Genomic DNA, 23,071 nt, shown 5'->3' with positions numbered 1-23,071 from the left:
CTGGCGCGCCGGAGGCCGGTTCGAGGACGTCAGAGAGGAGAGCGCGGTGTCAGGAAGCTTCGGCGGCCACGGTCGGGTCGTCGGCGGTGCCGAGGGCGTTGCGGAGCCACTGCTCGACCCCGGCCACGTGCACGGTGGCCCACGAACGCGCCAGTTCGGGTTCACGGGCGGCGATGGCCTCGTAGATCGCCGTGTGCTGCTCGCGGGTCTTCGCGACCGCGCCCTCCTGCGTGAGCCCGCGCCAGATGCGGGCGCGCGCGGTGGGGCCGGAGAGGCTGTCCAGCAGCGAGCACAGCACCGGGTTCCCGGAGCCGTCGGCGATCTTGCGGTGGAACTGCAGGTCGTTCGCGACCAGCGCCTCCACCGTGGGCGAGTCGGCCAGTTCGTCGAGCAGGCGGCCTAGTTCCGCGATGTCCTCGTCGCTCATGTGCATCGCGGCCAGCGCCGTCGCCGCCGGTTCGAGGATCCGGCGGACGGCGAGGAAGTCCAGCACGGTGTCGTCGCGGTGGAAGTCCACCACGAACGTCATCGCGTCCAGGAGGAGATTCGGTTCGAGGCTGGTGACGTACGTGCCGTCGCCCTGGCGCACGTCGAGTACGCGGATCAGGCACAGCGCCTTCACCGCTTCGCGCAGTGAGCTGCGGGACAGGCCGAGCCGCTGGGCCAGTTCGGCCTCCTTCGGCAGCCTGTCGCCGGGAGCCAGCTCACCGGAGATGATCATGTCCTTGATCTTGTCGATCGCGACATCGGTGACCGGCATGTTCCACCGCCCTCCCCGAAGACCTCGGATGTTTGTGTGTCAGTTGACAGAGTGCCATGTTTCGAGCTGAGGAGGCGCGGTGACCCACGGTGTCGCACTACAAAGAGTGGCACTCCACACCCGGTTGAAGCCGGGCAAGGAGGCCGAATACGAGTCGGTCCACGCCGTCATCCCGCCCGACCTCGACGCAGGCCTGCGGGCGGCGGGCGTGCGGTCGTGGCGGATCTGGCGGGACGGTCTCGACCTGTTCCACGTGGTGGAGGTCGAGGACTACGCGAAGATGCGCGCGATCCTGCGTGCTCATCCGGCCAATATTCCCTGGCAGGCGCGGATGTCGGAACTGCTCGACGTCGAAGACGACTACTCGGGCGGCGATTCGGGTCTCGGCCTGGTCTGGGAGCTTCCGTGAAGATCCCCCTGTCCCCACTCGGGCTCGGCTGCGCGCAGCTGGGCAATCTGTACCACGCCATCAGCGACGAGACGGCCGAAGCGACCGTCCGGCAGGCGTGGGACGAAGGCATCCGCTACTTCGACACCGCCCCGCACTACGGTCTCGGCCTGTCCGAGAGACGGCTGGGTGCGGCGCTTTCGGCGTATCCGCGCGCGGATTACGTGGTGTCCACCAAGGTCGGCCGCGTGCTGGAACCCGATCCCGGCGGCGCTTCGCGGACCGACGGCCAGGGTTTCGTCGTGCCCGCGGCGTACAAGCGCCGCTGGGACTTCAGTCGCGACGGGGTCCTCCGGTCGCTTGAGGACAGTCTCGAACGCCTCGGGCTCGACCGCGTGGACGTCGTCTACGTGCACGACCCGGACGAACATTTCGAAGACACCGTCAACGGCGCTTTCCCCGCTCTGCTCGAATTGCGGGAGCAGGGTGTCGTCGACGCCATCGGCGCCGGGATGAACCAGGCGCCGATGCTCGCGGAATTCGTCCGCCGCTTCGATCTCGACGTCATCCTCCTGGCCGGCCGGTACACGTTGCTCGACCAGCCCGCGCTCGACGATCTTCTGCCGCTCTGCACCGAACGTGGGGTAAGCGTGGTGGCTGGGGGAGCGTTCAACGCGGGGATCCTCGCCACCGCGTCGCCGGGCACGATGTACGACTACGCCGAGGCTCCCGCCGAGCTGGTCGACCGGGCCCAGCGGATCGCCGAGGTCTGCGAACGGCACGGCGTCGAACTCCCGCAGGCCGCGCTGGCCCTGCCCGCCGCGCATCCGGCGGTGGTGTCGGTCGTCGTCGGCGCGCACGACCCCGGCCAGGTACGGCTCAACGCCGAACGATTCCGCCGGCCGGTACCGCGCGGGTTGTGGACGGAGCTGATCCGTGCGGGACTGGTGCGGGAGGACATCGTGCTGCGAACGGAAGGAAAGCCGTGATCGACGCGCATCACCACCTGTGGGATCCCTCGCGGCGGCGGTACCCGTGGCTGGCGGACACCGCCCTCGAGCCGATCCGCCGTCCGTACACAGTGGACGATCTTCGCGCGGTGACCGGGGCGGCGGGTGTGCGGGAGACCGTGCTGGTACAGACGATCTCGTCGGACGAGGAGACGCGGGAGTTCCTCGCGACCGCTTCCGCCGAACCCCTGATCACCGGTGTCGTCGGCTGGGTCGAACTCACCGCTCCCGATGTCGCCGACCGCCTCGCCGCCTTTTCCGGGCCACTGGTGGGAATCCGCCATCAGGTGCAGGACGAGCCGGACCCGTCGTGGCTGACTCGGCTCGAGGTCCTGCGCGGTCTCGCCGCGGTCGGCGAGGCGGGGCTGGCGTACGACCTGCTGGTGAAGCCACCCCAACTCGACGCAGCCCTTGCCGCGGCGAAGGCGTTGCCTGATCAGGTTTTCGTGCTCGATCACGCCGCGAAGCCGCCCATCACGTCGGGGGAATGGCAGCCGTGGGCGGACGGTGTCGCCGCCCTGGGCGCGTTGGAGAACGTGTACTGCAAGCTCTCGGGGCTGGTGACCGAGGCGGACTGGGCGGAATGGAAGGTCGGGCATCTGACGCGCTGGACCGAGCACGTGCTGGAGTGCTTCGGGGCTTCGCGGCTGATGTTCGGCTCCGACTGGCCGGTCTGCGAACTCGCGGCCGCGTACGAGGTCGTCGTGGACACGGCGGTCTCGCTGACCGGTTCGCTCAGCGACGCCGAGCGGCTGGAGTTCTTCGAGGGCACGGCGCGGCGGGCCTACCGCCTCGTGAGTGGTAATGACGGTTAGAACCCTCATTACCACTCACGAGAAGATCAGAATTCGTCCTGGTTGACCATCGTCCGCAGGCGGGCCAGTGCGCGGTGCTGCGTCACGCGCACGTTGCCGGCGGAGATCCCGAGTGCTTCGGCGGTTTCGGCGGCGGAGAGGCCGACGGCGATGCGCAGGGCGAGGATCTCCTGCTGCACACGGGGAAGGGTGGAGAGCAGGCGGCCGAGCCGGGCACCGAGGTCCAGGTGCAGGGCGTGCGTTTCGGGCCCGTTGTCGCCGATGGGCCGCTCCGGCAGTTCCGGCACCGGTTCCGACCGGTCACGGGAGACCGCGCGGTAGGCGTCGGCGACCTTGTTGGCGGCGATCGCGTGCACGAGGTAGAGGAACGAACCGCCGCGATCCTGGTAGCCGGGCAGTGCCTTCAGCACGGCCATGCACACTTCCTGCGCGACGTCGTCCGCCGACAGGTAGGACAGGTCGCGCCCGCCCATCCGCGCGCGGCAGTACCGGACCACGACGGGACCGATCATCCGCAGCAGCGACTGGATGGCGGCGGGATTCCCGTCGCCCGCGTCCTTGACGAGGGGGTCGAGGTCCTCCTTCGTCAGCCGTCCCCCCGGACGAGGCAGGTTCTCCGGAGTCGTGTACCCGGGGACCGCATCGGTGGTGACGGTTCTGGACGCGCTGGAGATTGCTTGCATGGTCGTCCTCCCCGGCCGACCCTGCGACCGTGGCTGTCGAGGGGCCAACACTCCGTAACTATTGAGGGCGGCAGATGCTCCTTAAGATCAGCTTCACCTGCCGCCGTTGCGACGCAGCGTAATCGTAGGCGCCGATCGGACGGCAGTAAAGATTTCAACTAGAGATAGCCCATTCGACGGAGTCGGCTTAATACAACCGAGACTCTGTGTCGCCGAAAGGGGTGCCGGGATCGCTGGATGTGTGCGGCGGTTAGCGCACCGCGATCAAAGCGGCCGCCGTCGCTACGACGAGTGCCGACGCGGTGACGGCCAAGGCAGGGTTGAGAGATTTCGGGATTCCGGCCTTGCGCAGTGCCCGTTCACGGATCGCGCCGATGACGGTCAAGGTGATCACCGTGGCGCCGGCGAGCACCACCGGGACGACCGTCGCCCCCCAACCTCGCCGCGCGGCCGAATGCAGGAGCAGGAGTGTGCAGGCAGTAGCCGCCAGCGCGGTCCGGCGCCAGGCGAGCCCGGTCCGTTCCGCTTGCGCTCCGTGATCGCTCACTTGCTCGTCAGGTTCACGAGAAGACCACCAGTGCCGCGGCGGTCAGGGTGATCACGAGGATCCCGGCGGTCAGCACGATCAGCATCCCGCTCTTCGGCAGCGGCCGTCCCGCGCGCATCGCGGTCTGCACCTGCCGCCAGCGCGGGTACGCGCTCGCCGCGAGCACGGCGGCCAGTACGACGCACAGTCCGGCGAGGACGCTGCTCAGCGCCGTCGGATCCGGGACCAGCTGGTGTACGGCGACGCCGCCGGCGAGCAGGCCCAGAGCCGTCCGGAGCCAGGCGAGGAAGGTCCGTTCGTTGGCGAGCGTGAATCGGTAGTCGGGTTCCGAACCGCCGTCGTGCGGTCCGTTGATCTCTGCCACGCGTCGAAGACTAGGCGTTCTGACGCGGGAAGACCCACCAGCGAAGGACCGCGAAGCGCGCGATGCCGCCCACGACGCTCGCCGCGAGCAGGGCGCCCGTCTGTTCCAGCGCGGTCGGCTCGGTGATCACCGCGTCGAGGGACGCGAGCACGATCGAGCCATACGCGGCGTAAAAGGCGAACGTCACCAGGTCCTGGAAATGCCTTTTGCCCGCGTGACTCTTCCGGGTGGCGAAGGTGACCCGTCGGTGGAACTCAGTGTTCCCGACGGTCGTGACCGCGAGCGCGACCAGGTTGGCGACCTGCGGGCCCAGGATCGGCTGGAAGACGAGGAACAGCACCGCTTGGAGACCGGTGGCGACGACCCCGGCGACGACGTACCAGGCGGCGTGGTTGCCGAGTTCGTGGTGCCGCTCCGGCGCTCGCCGGATGATCCGGTGCCCTGGCGCCCACCTGGTGGTGGTCATACCGACGACGCTACCCCTCGTTTCACAAACTTGTGAAGCTAATAAAGCTGCTGAGAACTGTGATCCCCGCGACAGCGCCGTCGTTTGGTCTCCGGCGGCATCGGGTAGGCCACAGGGACCGGGTCGAGTACAGCACGCCCCGGCCAACGTCCGACGAGGAGGGAGCGGCTGATGAGCGACGAAGAGACGGCCGAGCCGGAAACGTTGCCGCCCAGTGAGGCGCTCGATGAGGACGAACTCCGCGTCGATCCGCTCGAAGAAGGCGTCGAGCCGCCCGAGCACTGGAGTGGCGCCGACCGGTTCGGGACGACGCCGGCGGAGATCCGCGAAGGCGAGTCGCACGCGATGCGGCTGGCGGAGGAGGAGCCGGACGTCGGCGAAAAATGATCTTCACTCAGACGGCAGGCCATGCCGCTACCCCCTAGCGTGGTCCGTCAAGTGCAAGACCGCGACGAAGGAAGGGCAGAGATGCTTACAGTCACCGAAGCCGCCGCCGAGGCGATCACCGCACTGACCGCGCAGGAGGGATCCGAGGACAGCAGCGGGCTGCGCTTCGCGATGCATTCCCAGCAGGGAGACAGTCCGCAGCTCGCGGTTTCCGTTGCCCCGCAGCCGGAAAGCGGCGACAGGGTGCTCGGCGCGGACGGCGGCCCCAAGGTGTTCTTGGAGCCGGAAGCCGCCGCGCTGCTCGATGACAAGGTGCTCGACGTCCAGCAGGACGAGACCGGCGAAGTCGCCTTCGCCGTACTCCCGCAGGCTCAGCCCCAGCCTGGCGCCTGAGCCCGGCGGGTTCAGGCTTTCTATTGAGGGGTAAGTCAAAGATGTCGTGCTCCGGCAAGCGTCCGGACTGGCTGAAGGAAGCCGGGCCGCGGGCTCCGAGAGACACTCTTGTGAAGATAAGTGTCCGGCTTGGGTCGTTTGTGCGATTTCGCGAGGTGGTCGTGAGGGAGTCCCACGTAGGTCGCCAAGTAGTGAAGGCCTCCTTCGCTACCTTGAGGGTAGGCAAGGGGACCTTCACGACATCGAGTCGATCAAGCCGCGTTCGCCCTACCTCTCAATAAGTCCGGGCCCAGGCACGGACCAGCTCGCCGGCCCGCTCGCGCAGCAGTTCCGCCGCGTGCGCACGCGCGTGGTCGAGCGAAGGCGCGTGGTCGATCAGGGCGGCGCTGCCCACGACCCCGAGGCCGGCGAGCTGGGTCTCGTCCAGCTGGATCCGCCCGGCCAGCACCATCAGCGGCACCGAGTGCTCCTTCGCACGGGCCGCGATACCCGCCGGGGCCTTGCCGTCGAGACTTTGCTCGTCCAGTGAGCCTTCCCCGGTGATGACCAGATCGGCGCGTTCGATGGCGCCCGCGACCCCGGTGAGCCCGGCGATGAGCTGGAAACCGGATTCGACCGTCGCGCCGAGTCCCGCGATGGCCCCCGCCGCGACCCCGCCGCCCGCGCCCGCTCCCGGGATGTCGGAGACGTCGGGGGTCCCGGCGTTCCGCAACGCTTGCGCCCAACGGGCCAGCGCTCCGTCCAGCTGCTCGACTTCACGTGGTCCCGCACCCTTCTGCGGACCGAAGACCGCGGCCGCACCCCGCGATCCGAGCAGCGGATTCGTCACGTCGGTGGCGACTGCCACCCGCACCGAGCCGAGCCGTTCGCGCACCGGGCCGAGTTCGGCCGAGGCGACGCGGCCCAGCGTGCCGCCGCCGAGTCCGACCGGTGCGCCGAACGCGTCGAACACCCCCGCGCCGAGCGCCGCCAGCATCCCGGCGCCGCCGTCGGTGCTCGCGGTGCCGCCGACGGTCAGCACGAGCCGCCGCGCGCCGTTGTCGAGCGCGTGGGCGAGGAGTTCGCCGACGCCCCAGGTGTGCGCGGCCAGCGCCACCTCCGGGCTCGGCTCGACGAACTCGATCCCGCACGCGCGGGCCGACTCGATGTAGGCCGTTCCGTCGAGCAGCACGTAGCGCGCGTCGACGGTGTCGTCGAGCGGCCCGCGGACGGGAACCTCCACGAGACGGCCACCGGCCGCGACGAGGACGTCCAGCGTGCCCTCCCCGCCGTCCGCGACCGGGCAGGCGGAGACTTCGGCCTCGGGCAGCGCGTCGCGGACGCCGTGGGCGATCGCGGCCGCGGCCTCGACCGCGGTCAGGCTTCCCTTGAACTTGTCGGGCGCGATGACCACACGAGTCATGGACGAACCTCCGTCAGCGGGTTTCCGCCGGTGAGCACCGACGCGACGTTCTCGGCCGCGAGCACGGCCATGGCAGTACGGGTCTCGACCGTCGCCGATCCGAGGTGCGGCGTCAAGACGACGTTTTCGCGATCCAGCAGGCGCGGTTCGACGTCGGGTTCGGCCTCGAAGACATCGAGGCCCGCTCCGGCTATCTCGCCGGCCTCGAGCGCGTCCGCCAGCGCCGCCTCGTGGACGACGGGCCCGCGCGTGGTGTTGATCAGGAAGGCGCCCGGTTTCATCGTCTTCAGCGCGTCCGCGTCGATGAGGTGCCGGGTCTGCGGGGTCAGGGGGCAGTGCAGCGAGACCACGTCGGCGGTTTCCAGCAGCTCACGGAAGGGCACGTACTCCGCGCCCAAGGTCTTCTCGACCTCTTCGGCGGCCCGCGACCGTCCTGAGTAGACGATCCGCATCCCGAAACCGAGCGCCCGCCGCGCGACCGCCTGCCCGATCTGGCCGAGCCCCACGATGCCGAGCGTCTTGTCCTGCAGTCCGGAACCGAGCAGGAAACCCAGGTGGAACGACCACGGCGTACGCGAGCGGATCAATCGTTCGCCCTCGCCGAGCCGTCGCGTGACCGCGAGGATCAGCCCGAACGCCAGATCCGCGGTGGCGTCGGTGAGCACGCCGGGGGTGTTGGTGACGGTGATGCCGCGTCCGGCCAGCGCCGGGACGTCGATGTTGTCGTAGCCGACGGCCACGTTCGCCACGACCTTCAACGCCGGGCCCGCCGCGTCGGCCACCGCACCGTCGATCCGGTCGTGCAGCATGCCGACGATCGCGGACGCGCCCTGGACGAACTCGCGCAGTTCCTGCGGCGTCAGCGGCCGGTCGGCGCGCGACAGTTTCACCTCCCCGGCTTCGGCGAGCACTTTCAGCGCTTCGTCGGGAATCCACCGGGTCACCGCGATCGTCGAGGTCACGGCGTCAGCCTAGTGGGCGACAGTTGGTATCCCAAACGTGAGAATCCCTGCTGTGAGGGGAGGCGCTTCCCCTGTGCGGGGAGTCGCCACCACCCGGCGTGCCGGGATGGTCATCGCCGCGACCCTCGTCGCGCAGGGTCTGGCGTCGGGGGCGAAAGAGGGCAAGGGGAAGCCGTCCGAACCGAGCCTGACCGGCAGCGCCAAGATGCTGCGCAAGGACGGCCAGGACGTCCGGTTCACCTTCGACGCGCGTGGTCTCTTCCCGGAAAGCAAGGGGGTTTCCGGGTGGGCCACGCGGGTGAGGGCTACTGCTGGGGTCCCGATCCCGACCACAAGCTGATCGTGTCGCCGTGCCTGAGCACCGCGCCTTTCGAACGGGTCGAGACCGGGTCTCCTTCGCGGACTCACTTTTCACCGGCCCACTCTCCGGTCGACTGTGCTATGTTCATATGCAGAACATGTGTGCGCGATCCGAACGATCCGGGAGTGGGGATGGCGGAGCTGCTGTCGTTGAAGGAGGCCGTGGCACGGCTGGTGCACGACGGGGACACCGTCGCGCTCGAGGGTTTCACGCACCTCATCCCCGTCGCCGCCGGCCACGAGATCATCCGCCAGCGCCGCACCGGGCTGACGCTGGTGCGCATGACCCCGGACATCGTCTACGACCAGCTCATCGGCGCCGGCTGCGCGAGCAAGCTGATCTTCTCGTGGGGCGGCAACCCGGGAGTCGGTTCATTGCACCGCTTCCGTGACGCGGTCCAGCATTCCTGGCCGGTACCACTGGAGATAGAGGAACACAGTCACGCGGGGATGGCGAACCGGTACGTCGCCGGCGCCTCGGGCCTGCCGTTCGCCGTCCTGCGTGGCTACACCGGCACCGATCTTCCCGCGCACACCGACACGATCAAACCCATCACCTGCCCGTTCACCGGCGAGCGACTCGCCGCTGTCCCCGCCCTCAACCCGGACGTGTCGATCGTGCACGCCCAGCGCGCCGACCGGTCCGGCAACGTCCAGATCTGGGGGATCACGGGCGTGCAGAAGGAGGCGGTGCTGGCGGCGAAGCGGTCGCTGGTCACCGTGGAGGAGGTCGTGGACGAACTGGAGCCCCGGCCGGGTGCGATCGTGCTGCCCTCGTGGGCGGTCACCGCGGTCGCCGAGGTACCCGGCGGCGCGAAGCCGTCGTACGCGGCGGGGTACTACGAACGGGACAACGACGCCTACCAGGCTTGGGACGCGATCGGCCGGGACAGGGAGAGCTTCACCCGCTGGCTCGACGAGCTGACTGGAGTGAAGGCATGACCGAGTACACCTCCGACGAGATGATGAGTGTCGCCGCCGCTCGCGCGCTCGGCGACGGGATGTCCTGTTTCGTGGGCATCGGCCTCCCGAGCACGGCCGCGAACCTCGCCCGGCGCGGGCACGCGCCGAACCTCACGCTGATCTACGAATCCGGCTGCCTCGGCGCCAAACCGTCCCGTCTCCCGCTGTCCATCGGCGACGGCGAACTCGCCGACACCGCGGACGCCGTGGTCAGCGTTCCGGAGGTCTTCAACTACTGGCTCCAGCCCGGCCGGATCGACGTCGGTTTCCTCGGCGCCGCCCAGCTGGACAAATTCGGCAACATCAACACCACCGTCATCGGGCCCGACTACGCCAACCCGAAGGTGCGCCTGCCCGGCGCGGGTGGCGCACCGGAGATCGCCGCGTCCTGCCGCGAGGTGTTCGTGGTGCTGCGGCAGAGCACCCGCACGTTCGTCGAGAAGGTCGATTTCGTGACGTCGTTCGGCCACGGCACCGGCAAGGGCGACCGCGAGCGGCTCGGCCTCCCCGGTGCCGGGCCGACGCTGGTGGTCACCGACCTCGGCCTGATGCGGCCCGATCCCGAGACGGCCGAGCTCACGCTCACCGAGCTGCATCCCGGGATCGAGGTCGATCAGGTCGTCGCCGCGACCGGGTGGAAACTGAAGGTGGCGGCCGACCTGGGAACCACCCCGGCGCCGACCGAGGCAGAACTCCGCATCCTCCGAGACCTCACAAGGGCGAGCGCATGACCGACGTCTTCCTGTTCGACGCCATCCGTACCCCGTTCGGCAAGTACGGCGGCGCGCTGTCCGGGGTCCGCCCGGACGACCTCGCCGCCACCGTGCTGCGGGCCCTGGCCGAGCGCAACGATCTCGATCCGGCCACCGTGGACGAGGTGGTGCTCGGCGACGCCAACGGCGCGGGTGAGGACAACCGCAACGTCGCGCGGATGGCGGCGCTGCTGGCGGGCTGGCCGACGAGCGTTCCCGGTGCCACGGTCAACCGGCTGTGCGGTTCCGGGCTCGACGCGGTCATGCAGGCGAGCCGGTCGGTCCAGGTCGGTGACGCGTCGCTCGCGGTCGCGGGCGGGGTCGAGTCGATGAGCCGTTCGCCGCTGGTCATGCAGAAACCGGAGAAGGCGTTCCCCGCCGGCAACCAGACGCTGTACTCCACCGCGCTGGGCTGGCGCATGGTCAACCCGAAGATGCCCGGGCAGTGGACGGTCTCGCTCGGCGAGTCCACCGAACTGCTCGCCGAGCGCTACGGCATCGGCCGTGACGAACAGGACGCGTTCGCCGTCCGCAGCCACGTCAACGCCGCCCGCGCCTGGGACGAGGGCTTCTACGACGATCACGTCGTGCCCGTCGAGGGTGTCGAGCTCACCCGTGACGAAGGCATCCGGCCGGATTCCGACCCGGAGAAGCTCGCGAAGCTCAAACCCGTCTTCCGTCCACAAGGGACGGTCACGGCCGCGAACGCCTCGCCGCTGAACGACGGCGCGTCCGCGTTGCTGCTCGGTGACGAGGCGGCCGGGAAACGGCTCGGCAAGGCGCCACTGGCCCGGATCGCCGGCCGGGGCGCGGCGGGCGTCGATCCCGACGTCTTCGGCATCGGGCCGGTGCGCGTGGCCGAGATCGCTTTGGAACGCGCCGGGATCGGCTGGGACGACCTGGCGGCCGTGGAACTGAACGAGGCGTTCGCCGCGCAGTCGCTGGCCTGCCTGCGCGACTGGTCGAAGCTCGACCCGGAGATCGTCAACGTCAACGGCGGCGCGATCGCGATCGGGCATCCGCTGGGCGCCTCCGGCGGCCGGATCCTCGGCACACTGGCCCATCACCTCCGCCGCACCGGCGGCCGGTGGGGGCTGGCCGCCATTTGCATCGGTGTCGGCCAGGGGCTGGCCGTCGTCCTCGAAGCCCAGTGATCCACTGACCCGCGCTGGAGGGAACAGCATGTCCGCACCCGCAGAACTGAGGCTCCCGCGCTACCGGCGCGATCCGGAGGGGACGCATCCGCCGCTGGACCACGCCGGCTACCGGTCGACGGCGCTGCGGCACCCCAAGGAGCCGCTGATCGTGCTCCCGCATCTGCTGACCGAGGTCACCGGGCCCGCGCTGGGGCCGGGGCGGATCGGCGAGTTCGACAACGACCTCACCCGGGGACACGCGGGTGAGCCGCAGGGGCAGCGGATCATCGTCACCGGACGGCTGCTCGACGGCGACGGACGGCCGATCCGGGATTCGCTCGTGGAGATCTGGCAGGCGAACGCGGGCGGGCGGTACCGGCACACCGGCGACCGCTGGCCGTCACCGATCGACCCCAACTTCGACGGCGCGGGCCGGACGCTGACGGACGGCGAAGGCCGCTATACCTTCACCACCATCAAGCCGGGCGCGTATCCGTGGAAGAACCACGACAACGCCTGGCGGCCGGCGCATATCCACTTCTCCGTCTTCGGCAGCGCGTTCACGCAGCGGCTGGTCACGCAGATGTACTTCCCGGAAGACCCGCTGTTCCCGCAGGACCCGATCTTCAACTCCATCCCGGACGAGAAGGCGCGGCAGCGGATGATCGCCCGGTTCGACCTCGACCGCACCGAAGCCGAGTGGGCCCTGGCCTTCCAGTTCGACATCGTCGTCCGCGGCCGCGAGGCGTCGGTGTTCGAGGACGAGGAGGACGAGCACTGATGCCGGAGACGACGCCTTCCCAGACCGTCGGCCCGTACCTGTCCATCGGCCTGCCCTGGCCGGACGGGCCGGACGTCGTCCCCGCGGACGAGCCGGGCGCGATCCGCATCCACGGCCGGATCCTCGACGGCGCGGGCGATCCGGTGCCGGACGCGATGATCGAGACCTGGCAGGCCGACGCCGACGGCCGGTTCGATCACCCCGACGATCCGCGGGGAGCGGTCGCGAGCGGGTTCCGGGGCTTCGGACGCTGTCCGACCGATCCGGACGGCAACTACGAGATCCGGACGATCAAACCCGGCGCCGTACCTGGTCCGGCGGGGAGCACCCAGGCACCCCATATCGACGTCTCGGTGCTCGCCCGCGGTCTTCTGCACCGCGTCGTCACCCGGATCTACTTCGAGGACAGCGACAATTCCGCGGATCCGGTGCTGGCTTCGGTCCCGGAGACCCGCCGGGGCACGCTGATCGCCGCCCGGACGGGCGACGGCTACCGGTTCGACATCCGCCTGCAGGGCGAGGGGGAGACGGTGTTCTTCGATGTCTAGGTCTTCGATGTCCGAGCCGGTGAAGGTGCACAGTGTCGCGGAGGGGCCCGCGGACGGTCCCGTCGTGGTGTTCGGCGGATCGCTCGGCAGTGACCATCGCATGTGGGAGCCACAGGTGAAACCCTTGGTGGACAAAGGGTTCCGGGTGGTCCGCTACGACACCCGCGGGCACGGCGCGTCCCCGGTGCCGCCTGGGCCGTACGCGCTCGAAGACCTCGGCGGTGACGTGCTCGCGCTGCTCGACGAGTACGGCGCCGAACGCGCCCACTTCGTCGGGCTCTCCCTCGGCGGGATGACCGGGATGTGGCTGGGCGCGCACGCGCCGGACCGGATCGAAAGCCTGGTCCTGTGCTGCACGTCCGCGAAACTCGGACCGCCGCGGATGTGGGCGGAGCGGGCGGAGACGGTCCGGGAGCACGGCACCGGAGCGGTCGCCGAGGCCGGAGTCGGGCGCTGGGTGACGGCGGGCTACGCGGCCGCCCATCCCGACCGCGCGGCGTACCTGCGGGAGATGATCGCCGCGGTCCCGGCCGAGGGTTACGCGGCCTCGTGCCGGGCCATCGAAGAGATGGACCTCGTCGATGACCTGCCCAAAATCGCGGCGCGGACCCTGGTCATCGCCGGATCCGAGGATCCGGCCACCCCGGTCGAGCACGCCGAAGTGATCGCGGGCGGTATCGCGGACGCCCGGCTCGAAGTCGTCGAAGGCGCCGCGCACCTGGGGAACTTCGAAAAGCCCGAACCCTTCACCGCGCTGATCCTCGACCATCTGGAGCAGGTCCGATGAGCGACGACGCCTACGAGACCGGGATGCGCGTGCGCCGCGAAGTCCTCGGAGACGCGCACGTCGATCGCGCGGTGGCCCGCACCACCGAGTTCAGCCGCCCGTTCCAGGACTACATCACCCGGGGCGCGTGGGGTTCGGTCTGGTCGCGTGACGGCCTCGACCGCAAGACCCGCAGTTGCGTCACCCTGGCCGCGCTCACCGCGTTGCACGCCCACGACGAACTCGCCATGCACGTCCGGGCAGCAGTCCACAATGGACTCACCGCGCAAGAGATCTCCGAGGTCCTGCTGCACACCGCCGTCTACGCGGGCGCCCCGGCCGCCAACGCGGCGTTCGCCGTCGCCCAGCGCGTGCTGGCCGAACTCGGTGAGCCTGCCGCCCAGGAAGAGGGTGGCCGCTAGGCCGCGTCCTGCAAGTCATGTTCGCCGTCTTAGGAACCACCTGGACCTCGAAGCCCATCGAACAGACTCACAGGACACGGCCTAGGGTTCTCGTATGGACGAAGGCGAGGTGACCGAGCGCGGAGCGCACCATGTCCAGTCGCTGGAACGCGGGCTGGCGGTGATCAAGGCGTTCAACGCGGACGCGGCGGAGCTGACACTGAGCGACGTCGCCCGCTCCACCGGGCTGACCAGGGCGGCCGCCCGCCGGTTCCTGCTCACCCTCGTCGACCTGGGGTACGTGCGCACCGACGGCAAGTACTTCTCGCTCACCGCGCGGGTCCTCGAACTCGGCTACTCGTACCTGTCGAGCCTGTCGCTGCCCGAGGTCGCCCAGCCCCATCTGGAGCGGCTGTCCGCCGAGGTGCACGAGTCCAGCTCGGTCTCGGTGCTCGAAGGCATGGACATCGTCTACGTCGCCCGCGTCGCCGTCTCGCGGATCATGACCGTCAGCATCAACGTAGGCACCCGTTTCCCGGCCCACGCGACGTCGATGGGGCATGTCCTGCTGGCCGGTCTCGAAGACACCGACCTGCACGGCTACTTCGACGCGGCCAAACTCGAGAAACTGACCGCGCACACGCTGACCAGGCAACAGGATCTGCTCGCCGAGCTGGAGCGGGTCTACCGGCAGGGCTACGCGATGGTCGACCAGGAACTCGAAGAAGGCCTCCGCTCGATCGCCGCGCCGATCCGGGACCGGCGGGGCCGGGTCGTGGCCGCGGTCAACCTGTCCACGCACGCCAGCCGTACGACACCGGAGTCGGTCGAGCGCGAACTGCTGCCGCCGCTGCTCGCGACGGCCCGGGCCATCGAGACCGATCTGGCCTCGGCGCCGCCGAGCAAGGCGGGACGTGGCTGAGGTCGCCGGGCTGCTGCTCGCGGCCGGGGCCGGGCGCCGGTTCGGTGGGCCGAAGGCGCTGGCCGTCCTCGACGGCGAACCGTTCGTCGTCCGGGCACTGCGCGTGCTCACTGAGGCGGGGTGCGCCCCGATCCGCGTGGTGCTGGGTGCCTCGGCCGACGAGGTCCGCGCGCTCCTGCCCGACCCGGAGACGGCCATCGTGGCAGGCGACTGGGAGTCCGGCATGGGGGCGTCGCTGCGTGCGGGACTGAGGTCACTGGAAACGACCACCGCCGAAGCCGTCGTCGTGCACCTCGTGGATCTGCCCGGTGTCGGCGCCGACGTCGTGCGCCGGGTCGCGGACGGGGCCGACGCGGAGACCGTCGCCCGGGCGGCCTTCGACGGCGTTCCCGGCCATCCCGTCGTCCTCGGCCGACGCTGGTGGCCGGAGATCGTGGCGGGCGCGTCCGGGGACAAGGGTGCCCGTGACTGGCTCAAGGGCCGCCCGGACCTGCGGCTCGTCGAATGCGGCGACCTCGGTACCGGTCGCGACGTGGACCGCCGCGAGGATCTTCCAGGCTGATCTCCCGCTCCCCGAGGCTTACGATCGGGGCGTGACCGTCGCATCGCCGGAGAAACTGGCCGAAGCCCTCGACTCGGTCGGCTACCTCGCCGACGACGGCATCGCCACGGCCGGGTTCCTCGCCCTCCGGCTCGGCCGCCCGCTGTTCTGCGAAGGCGAACCGGGCACGGGGAAGACCTCGCTCGCCTTGGGACTGGCCGAGGCGCTCGACATGCCCCTCATCCGGCTCCAGTGTCACGAGGGGATCGACGCGGCACAGGCGCTGTACGAGTGGGACTTCCCCCGCCAGCTACTGCATCTGCGCGCGCTCGAAGCCTCCGGGAACGGCCATCTCGACGTCGAGACGGCGGAGCAGTCCCTTTACACCGAACGTTTCCTGCTTTCCCGGCCGCTGCTGAAGGCCTTGCAGACCGCGCCGTGTGTGCTGCTGATCGACGAGATCGACCGGGCCGACGACGAGTTCGAGGCCTTCCTGCTGCAACTCCTCGACGAGAACGCGGTGACCATCCCGGAGTTCGGCGAGGTGCGGGCCGAACATCCGCCGCTCGTGGTGCTCACCTCCAACCGGACCCGGGAGGTGCACGACGCGCTGAAGCGCCGCTGTCTCTACCACTGGCTCGAACATCCCGGCCTCGGCCGCGAGATCGAAATCCTCCGCCGCAAGGTCCCGCACCTCGGCGAGGCCCTCGCGACCCAGGTCGCGACCGCGGTGCACCGGCTCCGGGAGATGGAGTTGCTGAAGCCGCCCGGGGTGGCGGAGTCGATCGACTGGGCTCAGGCACTGCTCGCGCTGGGTAAGTCCGAATTGGACGCCGCGGTGGCCGCGCGCACCCTCGGCTCGGTCCTCAAGTACAGCGAAGACCTCGACCGGGTGCGGGCCAAGCTGGACAAACTGCTCGCCTGATCGCCCGCCCGGGTTAGCATGACCAAGCGGAACAAAGATCCGGTAACCGCGGGGGAGGGGGAGGAGTGACGTGGTGAGCAACGCCGACGAGGGCGCCACCCGGTCGAAACGAGCCGACGCCCGGCGCAACGAGAAGACCCTGCTCGACGCCGCCGCCGCCGTCTTCGTCACCTCGGGGGTCGAGGCGCCGGTCCGGGACATCGCGGCCAAGGCGGGGGTCGGGATGGGCACCATCTACCGGCACTTCCCGACCAGGGCCGATCTCATCGTCGCCGTCTACCGGCACCAGGTCGACGCCTGCGCCGAAGCCGGGCCGGAACTACTGGCGTCGAGCGATTCCCCGTACGAGGCGCTACGGCGCTGGATCGACCTCTTCGTCGATTTCCTGGTCACCAAGCACGGCCTCGCCGCCGTGCTGCAGTCCGACAACGCCGGTTTCGAGACGCTGCACACCTACTTCCTCGACACCCTCGTGCCCGTATGCGCCCGGTTGCTCGACGCCGCGGCCGGGGCGGGTGAGATCCGCTCCGACCTGCGGGCGATCGAGGTCCTGCGCGCCGTGGGGAACCTCTGCATCGGTGCGGACAGCGATCCGCGCTACGACGCGCGCCGGATGGTCGGAGTCCTCATCGCCGGACTGCGCCACCAGGACGGTTAACCGTTCAGCATCTTCAGGAAGCCGTTCTCGTAGGCGACGGGATCAGCGTCGTAGCCGACGGTCTGCGGCGTTCCCTTCGGTGTCACGTAAGTGCGTCCCGCCGCGGCGCCGTCCTGCCGCACGTCGACCTTCGCCGGACGCAGCTTCACCGGGCTCACCGCGTCGAACACCTCGGACGAGGCGAGCGTGTCCCACCAGAACGCCGTCCCGTCCTTGATGTACGGCGTGAGATCGGGCTGGGTGACGATCGCGTGCACCAGTTTCGCTTCCGCGGTCCGGCCTTCCCGGCCCAGACGCTCCACATAGGACGGTGTGATCGGGACGTCGTTCGTCGCGTCCAGTGGCACGATGTCCACCCGGCGTACACCGGCGAAGACCTTGTCCGCCGACGCGGGGTCCAGCCACATGTTGACCTCTTGGGTGCCGTCGAACTTCTCCGCGCCGGGACCGAACAGGTTGCCGGGGACGTCGAAGGCGCCGCCCATCACCGCGAGCCGCGAAATCCGTTGCGCCACACCGGGAACGTTCAGTGCCTTCGCGACATTCGTGAGCGGCCCGGTCGCGATCACGACGACCGGCTTCGGCGCTTTGAGCACCGTCGCGGCGAGCAGCGTCGACGCCCGGATCCGGGACGGGCGATCCGGCACTCCCGCGTCGCCGAGCGCGCCGTTGAGGATGCTCTCGGTCCAGGCGCGGCCGTCGGCGGGCATCGGGTTCACGCCGGTGTCGGAACCGTCGGCGACCGGAATGCCGGAGAGACCGCATTTCCCGAGTGCCGTCCGCACGTGGGTCAGCGCGCGTCCCGGGGTTCCGGCGCCGTTGTTGGTGACGGTGACCGCGCGCAGGTCGATGCGGCGCTGTTTATGCGCCTGGCACAGATACGCGAGCGTCGCGATGTCGGCGAAATCGGAGTCGCCGTCGTAGACGACCGGGACCGGGGAGGACGCCGGTGCCGAGGAGGCGGCGGGGGCGGCGGCCACGCCGAGGGCACACGAGAGCAGGACGGCGAACAGGGCACGGGACGAGAACATGCCGTCACCGTAGCGAGAAACGCGGTTTTCCAGTAGGACCAAGGTCCTCTTCGGCGCCGAATCCATGGCGATGGACCGCCGGGCGCGCTACAACTCGATTATGGAACGTACACAGTGTTGTGTGGTGGGGGGCGGTCCGGCGGGAATGGTGCTCGGCCTGCTTCTGGCGCGGGCCGGAGTCGAGGTCACGGTCCTGGAGAAGCACGCTGACTTCTTCCGCGATTTCCGCGGTGACACGGTGCATCCCCCGACGTTGATGCTGCTCGACGAACTCGGTCTCGGCGAACGGTTCGCGGAACTGCCGTCGCGGCGCCTGGAGAAGATGCGGATGCATATCGGCGACACGACCGTCGTCGCCGCCGACTTCAGCCGGATTCCCGGGCCGCACAAGTACATCGCGATGGTTCCGCAATGGGACTTCCTCAACCTGCTCGCCGAAGCCGCGGCCGAGGAACCGACTTTCACCCTCCGCATGGGGGCGGAGGTGACGGGCCTGCGCGAGGGCGGCGGCGTGCGTTACCGCGATTCCGACGGCGTCGAGCGGGAGGTGGCCGCGTCGCTCGTGGTCGGCTGCGACGGCCGTGACTCCCTCGTGCGCGCCGAGGCCGGTCTCGTGCCGGAGGAGTACGAGGTACCGATGGACGTCTGGTGGGTCCGGGTGCCCAAACTCCGCGACACCGGCAAGGAGGCCCAGGTGTTCGGCCGGTTCGCGGGCGGGCTCGCCGGCGTGACCATGGACCGCGGTGACTACTACCAGACGTCGTACCTGATCAGGAAGGGCGAGGACGCGGCGCAGCGGGCCGAGGGGATCGAGAAGTTCCGTGAACGGATCGGCGGCCTGTTCGGCTGGGGAGACGGCGAACTGGAAGCGATCCGTGACTGGGACGACGTCAAACTGCTGAAGGTCCGGATGACCAGGCTCCCGCGGTGGTACTCCGGCCGGGTGCTGTGCCTCGGCGACGCCGCGCACGCGATGTCGCCGGTCGGCGGGATGGGCGTCAACATCGCGGTACAGGACGCGGTGGCGGCCGCGCGGATCCTCGCCGCACCCCTGTTACGCGGCACGCTGACCGTGCGTGACCTCGCCCGGGTGCAGCGCCGCCGGTCCGTGGCCGTCTCACTCGCCCAGAAGCAGCAACTGGGGGAGCACAAGATCCTCATCGAGCCCGCTCTCGACGGGACGCTGACCGGCGCCACGGTGCCGTTCCCGCTCCGGCTCTCGGATCGCTTCCCGCTGCTCACCGGCGTCGCCGCCTTCCTCGGCGGCATCGGCCCCCTGCGGGAGAAAACCCCGGTGTTCGCCCGCCGCTGACGCCGCGTTTCGTCCTCTGGATGCGGTAGTTGCGCGGGCAACTACCGCATCCAGAGGACGAAACGCGCGCACAATGGGGGGGTGAGCGATCCTTTGGCGGGTTTCGTCGGCTTCGCGGAGGCTTTGCGCGAAGCGGGCCTGCCGTGCGACGCGCACCGGATCCAGGCGTACCTCGCGGCCGTCGGCGAGGTCGACCTCGCCGATCCCGAACAGCTGTATTGGGCCGGACGGCTGACGCTGTGCGCCGACCCCGACGACCTCCCGCGCTACGACGCGGCGTTCGACGGCTGGTTCACCGCGACGGAGGCCGGACCACGCCGTCGAGGCCGGGAAGCGGCCTCGAGACGAGCCAGGATCGCCACCCTCGTGCAGGCACCAGGCCAGGGCGAGTCCGGCGCGGAGCCCGACCAGCTCCGCGTGGCGGCGAGCGAGGACGAGATCCTGCGGCACCGCGACCTCGCCGAACTGACCGTCGCCGAACGCGCCCACCTGCGGGAACTGCTCGCGAACCTGCGCCCCGCCCTGCCCCTGCGGTCGTCGCCGCGACGCCGCGCCGCCCGGCGGGGCACCCTCGATCCGTCTCGTACGCTCCGGGCGATGCTGGCAGGCGGCGGCGAACCGGTACGGCTGGCGTACCGGCGGAGGGGCGCCAAGCCACGTCGTCTCGTCCTCCTGATCGACGTCTCCGGCTCGATGGGGCCGTACGCCGACGCGCTGCTGCGGTTCGCCCACGTCGTGGCCCGGTGCGCGCCCGGCCGGGTCGAGGTGTTCACCCTGGGTACCCGGCTCACCCGGGTTTCGCGCCAGCTGCGGCTGCGCGATCCCGAGCACGCCATGCTCGCCGCGGCCGCCGCTGTCCCCGATTTCGCGGGCGGGACCCGGCTCGGTGAGACCCTGCGCGCCTTCCTCGACCGCTGGGGGCAGCGCGGTGTGGCCAGGCGATCCGTGGTCACCGTGTTCTCCGACGGCTGGGAACGCGGCGACCCCGGACTGCTCGGCGAGCAGCTCGCCAGGCTGCGGCGGCTCGCGCACGTCGTATTCTGGGTGAATCCGCACGCGGGGCGGGCGGGTTACGCTCCCGTGCAATCCGGCATCGTGGCCGCGCTCCCGTACCTCGACCGGTTGCTGGCCGGGCACAGCCTCGCCACCTTGGAACGACTGCTTGTGGAGATCGCCGATGCGTGACGTACTGGACGAACTGCACCGCCGGTGGGCGGCGGGCGAGGCGGTGGGGGTCGGCACGGTGGTGGCGACATTCTCGTCGGCGCCGCGAAGCCCGGGCGCGGCGATGCTCGTCGCCCCCGACGGCACCGTCACCGGAAGTGTCTCCGGCGGCTGCGTCGAGGGCGCCGTCTACGAACTCGCGCAGCAGGTGGTCGCCGAGCGCGCGCCCGTGCTGCAGCGCTACGGCGTCACCGACGACGACGCCTTCGCCGTCGGGCTGACCTGCGGCGGGATCATCGACATCTACGTCCAGCACGTCGACCGCGACTCGATGCCGGAACTCGGCGACGTCGTCGAGTCGGTCCACAGTGGACAGCCGGTCGCCGTGGTGACGGTGGTCGAACACGACCAGCCAGGACTGGTCGGGGAGCATCTGATCGTCTGGCCGGACCGCGTCGCCGGTTCGCTCGGCTCGTCGCGGATGGACGACGCCGTCGTGGACGACGCGCGCGGCATGCTCGCCGGCGGCCGCACCGGCACACTGCACTACGGGCCGGACGGCCAGCGTCGCGGCGAAGGGATGACGGTCTTCGTCAACTCCTTCGAGCCGCCCGCGCGCCTGCTGGTCTTCGGCGCGATCGACTTCGCGGCCGCGATGGCGAAAATGGGCGCGTACCTCGGCTATCAGGTCACGGTCTGCGACGCGCGGCCCGTTTTCGCGACGAAGAGCCGGTTCCCCGACGCGCACGAGGTCGTCGTCGACTGGCCGCATCGCTACCTCAAGGCGGAGGCGGAAGCGGGCCGGATCGACGGCCGGACCGCGATCGCCGTGCTCACCCACGACCCGAAGTTCGACGTGCCGCTGCTGGAGGTCGCCTTACGCCTCGACGTCGGCTACGTCGGCGCGATGGGTTCGCGCAAGACCCACGACGACCGGTTCGCGCGGCTGCGCGAGGCCGGGCTCACGGAGGCGGAACTCGAACGGCTGTCCTCGCCGATCGGCCTCGACCTCGGCGCGCGGACGCCGGAGGAGACGGCGGTGTCGATCGCGGCGGAGATCATCGCGTTGCGGTGGAGCGGGTCGGGTTCGCGGCTCGCCGACCTCACCGGCCGGATCCACGGCTGACGCCGGGCACCGGGATCGACTGACTCGATTTGACCACCTCGAAGGCGGGCAGGGTCTCGAAGCGTTTGACGTGCTCGTCGAACAGTTCCCTGGACAGGTACCGGCTCGCCTTGAGGTCCGGGGTGAGCAGGACGACGACGTAGTCCCACTGCCCGACGATGCTGTAGCAGTGCTGGACCCGGGGCTCGGCCAGCATGCGCTCGCGGAACGCGGTGTGGCTCTTCGTGTCGTCGTCGGTCAGCGCGACCAGGATGACCGACGCCATCCCGGCGCCCAGCGCCTCCGGATCGAGCACGGCGACCTGCGCGCGGATCACGCCCGCGGCGCGCAGCCGGGTCAGCCGTCGCTGGACCGCGCTCGGGGAAAGGCCGACGGCGTCACCCAGTTCGTGCAGCGGCCGGGCCGCGTCGACCTGGACGAGGTCGAGCAGCAGGTGGTCGATCTCGTCGAGAGGCACGCAAGATTTTTGCACGCGGGCGGGAAAATTTACAATCGGGATGATCGGCTCCCGGCCTAGTTTGGGCCTCATGACCGACATCGACCTGCAGCTGGACCACGTCGCCGAGGCGGCGAAGGTGATCGATCCCGTCTTCCTGAATTCCCCGCAGTACAGCGACGAACAGCTGAACGAGCGGCTCGGCAGGCGGGTACTGGTGAAGATCGAGACGCTGAATCCGTTGCGCAGCTTCAAAGGGCGTGGCGCGGAGTATTTCGCCGCCGGGCTGGAACCGGGGACGACCCTGGTGTGCGGGACCAGCGGCAACTTCGGCCAGGCCATCGCGTTCGCCGCCCGCAAACGCGGCTTGCGGGCCGAAGTGTTCGTCCCCGCCGACGTCTCGCCGGTGAAACTGCGGCGGATGAAGGCACTGGGCGCGCGGGTACGCCGGGTCGACGGCGAGGCGAAGGACGCCGCGGCCGCCTTCGCCGCCGAAGCCCCGGACCGCGTCTTCGTGGTCGACGGGCGGGATCCCGCGATCTCGGAAGGGGCGGGCACGATCGGCCTGGAACTGGCGGCGGAGAGCGGGATCGACACGGTCGTGCTCCCGGTCGGCGACGGGGCGCTGATCGCCGGGGTGGCGCTCTGGCTCAAGGCGAAGTACCCGGCCATCCGCATCGTCGGCGTCGGGGCGAAGTCGGCGCAGGCCATGGTGACGAGCTGGCGGGCCGGTGAGCCGGTCACCGTCGAGCGGGCCAATTCGTTCGCCGCCGGCATCTCGATCCGGACACCGCAACCGGACTCCGTGCGGCGGCTGCGCTCACTGGTCGACGATTTCGTGCTGGTCGACGACGACGATCTGCGTGCCGCCATGCGACTGGGCGCGGAAACCCTCGGTGTCGTCCCGGAACCCGCCGGCGCCGCCGGGCTGGCCGCGCTGACCGTGCACGACCTCCCGGGTGACCTGGTCGCCACCGTGGTCACCGGGGCGAACGCGGATCCGGCGGTGCTCGGCCCTCGTGAGTGGTAATGACGGTTAGAACCGTCATTACCACTCACGAGACCCAGTCAC

Annotated in this window: 30 protein-coding genes; 21 read left to right on the top strand and 9 right to left on the bottom strand. The window is 70.0% G+C overall.

From position 1 onward, the window contains the following. Positions 1-49: 49 nt before the first annotated feature. Positions 50-760 carry a FadR/GntR family transcriptional regulator gene (locus L324_RS02145; protein ID WP_037303641.1) on the bottom strand — a complete coding sequence of 237 codons (711 nt, stop codon included), beginning with the start codon at positions 758-760 and terminating at the stop codon, positions 50-52. Positions 761-866: 106 nt separating this feature from the next. Here L324_RS02145 and L324_RS02140 point away from each other — a divergent pair, with 106 nt between their 5' ends. The 3 genes from L324_RS02140 to L324_RS02130 are packed head-to-tail and all read left to right on the top strand — an operon-like array spanning position 867 to position 2,973. Continuing rightward, positions 867-1,169, top strand: coding sequence for an L-rhamnose mutarotase (locus L324_RS02140; RefSeq protein WP_037303640.1), 303 nt, complete (start codon positions 867-869; stop codon positions 1,167-1,169). After that, positions 1,166-2,137 (top strand): aldo/keto reductase, encoded by a 972-nt coding sequence (locus L324_RS02135; RefSeq protein ID WP_037303639.1) that lies wholly within the window; start codon positions 1,166-1,168, stop codon positions 2,135-2,137. Before L324_RS02140 ends, L324_RS02135 begins: the two co-directional genes overlap by 4 nt. Then, entirely contained in the window at positions 2,134-2,973 is an 840-nt protein-coding gene (locus L324_RS02130; protein WP_037303638.1) for an amidohydrolase family protein, read from the top strand. The genes L324_RS02135 and L324_RS02130 overlap by 4 nt, the downstream gene beginning before the upstream one ends. A 26-nt stretch (positions 2,974-2,999) precedes the next feature. On the opposite strand, the gene shbA is transcribed toward L324_RS02130, so the two are convergent. The 4 genes from shbA to L324_RS02110 all read right to left on the bottom strand — a co-directional run bounded on the left by shbA (position 3,000) and on the right by L324_RS02110 (position 5,033). After that, positions 3,000-3,656, bottom strand: a complete 657-nt coding sequence (gene shbA, locus L324_RS02125; protein ID WP_037303637.1) for an RNA polymerase sigma factor ShbA — start codon at positions 3,654-3,656, stop codon at positions 3,000-3,002. A 250-nt stretch (positions 3,657-3,906) separates the two neighbouring features. After that, positions 3,907-4,203: a DUF202 domain-containing protein gene (locus tag L324_RS02120; RefSeq protein ID WP_037303636.1), complete on the bottom strand. Its 297-nt coding sequence runs from the start codon at positions 4,201-4,203 to the stop codon at positions 3,907-3,909. A 13-nt stretch (positions 4,204-4,216) separates the two neighbouring features. Beyond that, positions 4,217-4,567, bottom strand: coding sequence for a YidH family protein (locus tag L324_RS02115; RefSeq protein ID WP_037303634.1), 351 nt, complete (start codon positions 4,565-4,567; stop codon positions 4,217-4,219). Between the two features lie 10 nt (positions 4,568-4,577). Continuing rightward, positions 4,578-5,033 (bottom strand): GtrA family protein, encoded by a 456-nt coding sequence (locus L324_RS02110; protein ID WP_037303633.1) that lies wholly within the window; start codon positions 5,031-5,033, stop codon positions 4,578-4,580. 171 nt (positions 5,034-5,204) lie between these two features. Between L324_RS02110 and L324_RS02105 the strand changes: the two genes are divergently transcribed. Both L324_RS02105 and L324_RS02100 read left to right on the top strand, forming a co-directional pair. Continuing rightward, on the top strand, positions 5,205-5,420 hold the full coding sequence (locus L324_RS02105; protein ID WP_037303632.1) for a hypothetical protein: 216 nt from the start codon (positions 5,205-5,207) through the stop codon (positions 5,418-5,420). Between the two features lie 81 nt (positions 5,421-5,501). Continuing rightward, on the top strand, positions 5,502-5,813 hold the full coding sequence (locus L324_RS02100) for a hypothetical protein (RefSeq protein WP_037303631.1): 312 nt from the start codon (positions 5,502-5,504) through the stop codon (positions 5,811-5,813). Between the two features lie 274 nt (positions 5,814-6,087). On the opposite strand, the gene L324_RS02095 is transcribed toward L324_RS02100, so the two are convergent. Then, positions 6,088-7,215 (bottom strand): glycerate kinase, encoded by a 1,128-nt coding sequence (locus L324_RS02095; RefSeq protein WP_037303630.1) that lies wholly within the window; start codon positions 7,213-7,215, stop codon positions 6,088-6,090. Then, positions 7,212-8,177: a 2-hydroxyacid dehydrogenase gene (locus tag L324_RS02090; protein WP_037303628.1), complete on the bottom strand. Its 966-nt coding sequence runs from the start codon at positions 8,175-8,177 to the stop codon at positions 7,212-7,214. Before L324_RS02090 ends, L324_RS02095 begins: the two co-directional genes overlap by 4 nt. Positions 8,178-8,250: 73 nt before the next feature. On the opposite strand from L324_RS02090, the gene L324_RS02085 reads away from it, so the two are divergent. The 12 genes from L324_RS02085 to L324_RS02030 all read left to right on the top strand — a co-directional run bounded on the left by L324_RS02085 (position 8,251) and on the right by L324_RS02030 (position 16,930). Then, positions 8,251-8,517 (top strand): hypothetical protein, encoded by a 267-nt coding sequence (locus L324_RS02085; RefSeq protein ID WP_235783382.1) that lies wholly within the window; start codon positions 8,251-8,253, stop codon positions 8,515-8,517. A gap of 152 nt (positions 8,518-8,669) precedes the next feature. Beyond that, positions 8,670-9,479: a CoA transferase subunit A gene (locus L324_RS02080; protein ID WP_037303685.1), complete on the top strand. Its 810-nt coding sequence runs from the start codon at positions 8,670-8,672 to the stop codon at positions 9,477-9,479. Further along, positions 9,476-10,231, top strand: coding sequence for a CoA-transferase subunit beta (locus tag L324_RS02075; protein WP_037303625.1), 756 nt, complete (start codon positions 9,476-9,478; stop codon positions 10,229-10,231). Before L324_RS02080 ends, L324_RS02075 begins: the two co-directional genes overlap by 4 nt. Next, positions 10,228-11,406: a thiolase family protein gene (locus tag L324_RS02070; protein WP_037303623.1), complete on the top strand. Its 1,179-nt coding sequence runs from the start codon at positions 10,228-10,230 to the stop codon at positions 11,404-11,406. The genes L324_RS02075 and L324_RS02070 overlap by 4 nt, the downstream gene beginning before the upstream one ends. Before the next feature lie 28 nt (positions 11,407-11,434). After that, the gene (pcaH, locus tag L324_RS02065; RefSeq protein ID WP_037303621.1) at positions 11,435-12,169 is read left to right on the top strand and encodes a protocatechuate 3,4-dioxygenase subunit beta; all 735 of its coding nucleotides are present in this window, start codon (positions 11,435-11,437) and stop codon (positions 12,167-12,169) included. Continuing rightward, entirely contained in the window at positions 12,169-12,717 is a 549-nt protein-coding gene (pcaG, locus tag L324_RS02060; RefSeq protein ID WP_037303619.1) for a protocatechuate 3,4-dioxygenase subunit alpha, read from the top strand. Before pcaH ends, pcaG begins: the two co-directional genes overlap by 1 nt. A gap of 7 nt (positions 12,718-12,724) precedes the next feature. Then, positions 12,725-13,504 carry a 3-oxoadipate enol-lactonase gene (gene pcaD, locus L324_RS02055; RefSeq protein WP_037303616.1) on the top strand — a complete coding sequence of 260 codons (780 nt, stop codon included), beginning with the start codon at positions 12,725-12,727 and terminating at the stop codon, positions 13,502-13,504. Next, positions 13,501-13,905, top strand: a complete 405-nt coding sequence (gene pcaC, locus L324_RS02050) for a 4-carboxymuconolactone decarboxylase (protein WP_037303613.1) — start codon at positions 13,501-13,503, stop codon at positions 13,903-13,905. Before pcaD ends, pcaC begins: the two co-directional genes overlap by 4 nt. A 94-nt stretch (positions 13,906-13,999) precedes the next feature. Further along, positions 14,000-14,806, top strand: coding sequence for an IclR family transcriptional regulator domain-containing protein (locus L324_RS02045; RefSeq protein WP_037303611.1), 807 nt, complete (start codon positions 14,000-14,002; stop codon positions 14,804-14,806). Next, positions 14,799-15,368: a nucleotidyltransferase family protein gene (locus tag L324_RS02040; RefSeq protein ID WP_037303609.1), complete on the top strand. Its 570-nt coding sequence runs from the start codon at positions 14,799-14,801 to the stop codon at positions 15,366-15,368. The genes L324_RS02045 and L324_RS02040 overlap by 8 nt, the downstream gene beginning before the upstream one ends. A gap of 31 nt (positions 15,369-15,399) precedes the next feature. Continuing rightward, entirely contained in the window at positions 15,400-16,272 is an 873-nt protein-coding gene (locus L324_RS02035) for an AAA family ATPase (protein ID WP_037303606.1), read from the top strand. Positions 16,273-16,345: 73 nt separating this feature from the next. Then, complete coding sequence (locus L324_RS02030; protein WP_201769629.1) at positions 16,346-16,930, top strand: TetR/AcrR family transcriptional regulator; 585 nt, start codon at positions 16,346-16,348, stop codon at positions 16,928-16,930. Here L324_RS02030 and L324_RS02025 read toward each other — a convergent pair. Then, positions 16,927-17,961 (bottom strand): nucleoside hydrolase, encoded by a 1,035-nt coding sequence (locus L324_RS02025; protein WP_037303684.1) that lies wholly within the window; start codon positions 17,959-17,961, stop codon positions 16,927-16,929. The genes L324_RS02030 and L324_RS02025 overlap by 4 nt on opposite strands. A gap of 100 nt (positions 17,962-18,061) precedes the next feature. Here L324_RS02025 and L324_RS02020 point away from each other — a divergent pair, with 100 nt between their 5' ends. The 3 genes from L324_RS02020 to L324_RS02010 all read left to right on the top strand — a co-directional run bounded on the left by L324_RS02020 (position 18,062) and on the right by L324_RS02010 (position 21,563). Continuing rightward, on the top strand, positions 18,062-19,273 hold the full coding sequence (locus tag L324_RS02020; RefSeq protein WP_081736166.1) for an FAD-dependent oxidoreductase: 1,212 nt from the start codon (positions 18,062-18,064) through the stop codon (positions 19,271-19,273). An 81-nt stretch (positions 19,274-19,354) separates the two neighbouring features. Then, the gene (locus L324_RS02015; protein WP_037303600.1) at positions 19,355-20,458 is read left to right on the top strand and encodes a vWA domain-containing protein; all 1,104 of its coding nucleotides are present in this window, start codon (positions 19,355-19,357) and stop codon (positions 20,456-20,458) included. Next, the gene (locus tag L324_RS02010; protein WP_037303598.1) at positions 20,451-21,563 is read left to right on the top strand and encodes an XdhC family protein; all 1,113 of its coding nucleotides are present in this window, start codon (positions 20,451-20,453) and stop codon (positions 21,561-21,563) included. Before L324_RS02015 ends, L324_RS02010 begins: the two co-directional genes overlap by 8 nt. Here L324_RS02010 and L324_RS02005 read toward each other — a convergent pair. After that, positions 21,541-22,020, bottom strand: coding sequence for an Lrp/AsnC family transcriptional regulator (locus L324_RS02005; RefSeq protein ID WP_037303597.1), 480 nt, complete (start codon positions 22,018-22,020; stop codon positions 21,541-21,543). The two genes, L324_RS02010 and L324_RS02005, sit on opposite strands and share 23 nt — an antisense overlap. 70 nt (positions 22,021-22,090) lie before the next feature. Between L324_RS02005 and L324_RS02000 the strand changes: the two genes are divergently transcribed. Next, positions 22,091-23,029, top strand: coding sequence for a threonine ammonia-lyase (locus L324_RS02000; protein ID WP_037303594.1), 939 nt, complete (start codon positions 22,091-22,093; stop codon positions 23,027-23,029). Positions 23,030-23,071 lie beyond the last annotated feature (42 nt).

The sequence above is a fragment of the Amycolatopsis orientalis DSM 40040 = KCTC 9412 genome (genome assembly GCF_000478275.1).
GTDB lineage: Bacteria > Actinomycetota > Actinomycetes > Mycobacteriales > Pseudonocardiaceae > Amycolatopsis > Amycolatopsis orientalis.
The sequence above is the reverse complement of the archived record's forward strand: the minus strand, read 5'-3'. Positions and strand labels throughout refer to the sequence as shown.

Bases quoted from the DNA above. Each gene is read 5' to 3' on its own strand.
- L324_RS02145 (WP_037303641.1), bottom strand. From the start codon at position 760: ATGCCGGTCACCGATGTCGCGATCGACAAGATCAAGGACATGATCATC.
- shbA (WP_037303637.1), bottom strand. From the start codon at position 3,656: ATGCAAGCAATCTCCAGCGCGTCCAGAACCGTCACCACCGATGCGGTC.
- L324_RS02110 (WP_037303633.1), bottom strand. From the start codon at position 5,033: ATGACCACCACCAGGTGGGCGCCAGGGCACCGGATCATCCGGCGAGCG.
- L324_RS02105 (WP_037303632.1), top strand. From the start codon at position 5,205: ATGAGCGACGAAGAGACGGCCGAGCCGGAAACGTTGCCGCCCAGTGAG.
- L324_RS02100 (WP_037303631.1), top strand. From the start codon at position 5,502: ATGCTTACAGTCACCGAAGCCGCCGCCGAGGCGATCACCGCACTGACC.
- L324_RS02095 (WP_037303630.1), bottom strand. From the start codon at position 7,215: ATGACTCGTGTGGTCATCGCGCCCGACAAGTTCAAGGGAAGCCTGACC.
- L324_RS02080 (WP_037303685.1), top strand. From the start codon at position 8,670: ATGGCGGAGCTGCTGTCGTTGAAGGAGGCCGTGGCACGGCTGGTGCAC.
- L324_RS02075 (WP_037303625.1), top strand. From the start codon at position 9,476: ATGACCGAGTACACCTCCGACGAGATGATGAGTGTCGCCGCCGCTCGC.
- L324_RS02070 (WP_037303623.1), top strand. From the start codon at position 10,228: ATGACCGACGTCTTCCTGTTCGACGCCATCCGTACCCCGTTCGGCAAG.
- pcaH (WP_037303621.1), top strand. From the start codon at position 11,435: ATGTCCGCACCCGCAGAACTGAGGCTCCCGCGCTACCGGCGCGATCCG.
- pcaG (WP_037303619.1), top strand. From the start codon at position 12,169: ATGCCGGAGACGACGCCTTCCCAGACCGTCGGCCCGTACCTGTCCATC.
- pcaD (WP_037303616.1), top strand. From the start codon at position 12,725: ATGTCCGAGCCGGTGAAGGTGCACAGTGTCGCGGAGGGGCCCGCGGAC.
- pcaC (WP_037303613.1), top strand. From the start codon at position 13,501: ATGAGCGACGACGCCTACGAGACCGGGATGCGCGTGCGCCGCGAAGTC.
- L324_RS02045 (WP_037303611.1), top strand. From the start codon at position 14,000: ATGGACGAAGGCGAGGTGACCGAGCGCGGAGCGCACCATGTCCAGTCG.
- L324_RS02025 (WP_037303684.1), bottom strand. From the start codon at position 17,961: ATGTTCTCGTCCCGTGCCCTGTTCGCCGTCCTGCTCTCGTGTGCCCTC.
- L324_RS02020 (WP_081736166.1), top strand. From the start codon at position 18,062: ATGGAACGTACACAGTGTTGTGTGGTGGGGGGCGGTCCGGCGGGAATG.
- L324_RS02010 (WP_037303598.1), top strand. From the start codon at position 20,451: ATGCGTGACGTACTGGACGAACTGCACCGCCGGTGGGCGGCGGGCGAG.
- L324_RS02000 (WP_037303594.1), top strand. From the start codon at position 22,091: ATGACCGACATCGACCTGCAGCTGGACCACGTCGCCGAGGCGGCGAAG.